The 2,307-nt window shown below is 50.3% G+C and carries 1 protein-coding gene; it reads left to right on the top strand.

Features of this window, described 5'->3' with window-relative positions; genetic code table 11:
- A partial coding sequence (locus JWG39_RS15910; protein WP_205220426.1) for a plasmid replication protein, CyRepA1 family occupies positions 1–2,307 on the top strand: 2,307 nt, incomplete at both ends.

The raw sequence follows: 2,307 nt of genomic DNA, 5'->3' as shown, positions 1-2,307 counted from the left end.
AGTATATCGATAACCCGGTGGAGCTGTCAGACGCACAGGCGCGGGTATTTGTCGATACGTACGGGAAGACCCTTCATTCATTCAGGCATGGCGGGCAGCAATATTCAGTATGTAATTGGCAGCAGATTAAGCTTGAGGGGTTGAAGGTCCGGAAGCTGAAGACGCTACCGGCAGCAATATTCAAACAGATACGAGAAGCACAAACGGCAGAGGATGCGGCGGCGTGGGCCCTTACGTATTGCCTGATGTTACTGTATAAAAAAACGCACGCGATTACACCCGACGCCATTATAAAGAAGCTGATGAATGCCTGCCCTCTGGTACTTCACCCGCTGACTTTGCAGGCGTTACATGCGCTCTGCATGGATGACATGGCGGAGGCCCGTGAGCGGTTCTATTCCTGCATCAAATTATCAGACGCGAAAAAAAAGGCCCATATTTACACGCCTGTTCATAATTGGGAAGAGATACCGGCACGCGTCTATTCGACCCCCGGCATTATCGCGATTCGTGCTCCGATGGGCACAGGGAAAACACAGATAGCAGGTGCCAGGTTCACGGAGGCTGCGGATTCAAACGGCCTTAAACTCTTAGCGATATGTCACCGTGTGTCATTGGTACATGAGCTGTACGATCGCCTGAAGGATTCATACAACGCTTTTTCCCATTACAAAGATAACTGGAAACTCTGCCAGGCAGCACGGGGCGTGGCGTTATGTATAAACTCTCTGACAGTGAACAGGCTGGAGCGGGTTGTTAATCGTTGCGGGGCGGTCTTCATCGATGAGATTCAACAGGTGCTGACTCACATCGACCGGGGATCGTTCGGAAATGATGATGCTGTACGGGTAGCCGTCTATAGAAAATTGGTGGATATCGTAGCGCGGGCCAGTGTTGTACTCGTCTGTGATGCCAATTTAAATGATGATGTTATCTCTTTCCTGGAAGAGGCCAGACCAGGCGAGAAAATACAAATATTCGAGATGGAAACGAACCGCGCTGATATCCATGTAGAGTTCCAGACGGGGAAAAGGGCGATGTTTGCTGCCCCGCTTAAAATCATGGCGAGCCTGGACAGTGGCGAGCGGTTGACAGTCCCGACCGACTCAAAAAAGACGGCAAGAACGTTAGGAAAGTATCTGAAGGAGCACACGACGCACAGGGTAATAGTGATACACAGCGACAACAAAAGCGATCCTGAGGTAAACGCCTTCATTGAAAATCCCGATGGAGAAGCTGGAAAGTATGACTGTATTATTTACTCACCAACGATAAGCAGCGGCGTATCAATTCAGGACACGCAGATTGACCGATGTATAGGCCTCTTTTATGGCGTAATATCACCCCCCGCAGCTTTACAGATGGCACATAGAGCACGCCGAGTGAAGGAATTTACATTTATATGCCAGTCTCGAAGGCAGGAAGCACCAATAAATAAGGCTGCTGTGAATTCCGAGGTCGTCGCAAAGAATGAAAGCACCGTGTCGGCTCTCTCAACCTGGGATGTATTCCACGGACGCGAGACAGCAACAGAGAACCGCTCTAAAGCTGACTTTGACAAAAACCTTTATTTTCTGCTTGAGCATGACGGGTATTCAATTTCGACACCGGCAGCAGCTGAGGGCGGGAAGTCACACGATTACCTGAAGGACTACATACTGGCGGAGGTGGCTGAACAGATCGCGGGGATCTTATCAGCGGCTGAACTTTCACTGTATGAATACAAAGAAGTCAAAAAAAAGGAGAAACCAACGCGTGCTGATCTGCTAAGAATTGTCCGGTACGAGATACAGGAGACGCTGAACCGGAAGGAGATTACTGAGGACGATATAATTCTATGGGGATCTCAGTTATCACAACTCCACCGGCACCGATTGAATGCGGGCCACCTGGACGGATCACAGGACGAGACGAGCGGAGGGGAATTATCATTAAGAAGATGTGACAGGCTGGCAGCTGCTGAATATAAACGAATCTGGAAGGCGGCGGGGGTTGAAAATCTACTCGGTGGCCAGACCTACACAAAAAAAGAGGCTGATCTGGTTGTGGATGCTGTCATGGAATTCCCTCTGCGCCTGGCAGGTCTCGGGATCGTTCCGCAGCGGATCATCAAATGTGGACAGTTCAAGTTCACTGTGAAGCGGCCCGCCGATTCCATCAAGTTTATGGGCGATATGCTCAGACTGTGCGGTTATGAAGTTCAAGCAGTGAAGCGAAACGGCAGCGATGGCGACAGGCGCAGAGTTTACCGATTGAAGGCGGCTCGAGTCGCATATCTGGAAGCAACCTCACGCAGGATGCAGACTG

The sequence above is a fragment of the Desulforhopalus vacuolatus genome, assembly GCF_016918505.1.
GTDB lineage: Bacteria > Desulfobacterota > Desulfobulbia > Desulfobulbales > Desulfocapsaceae > Desulforhopalus > Desulforhopalus vacuolatus.
The sequence above is the reverse complement of the archived record's forward strand: the minus strand, read 5'-3'. Positions and strand labels throughout refer to the sequence as shown.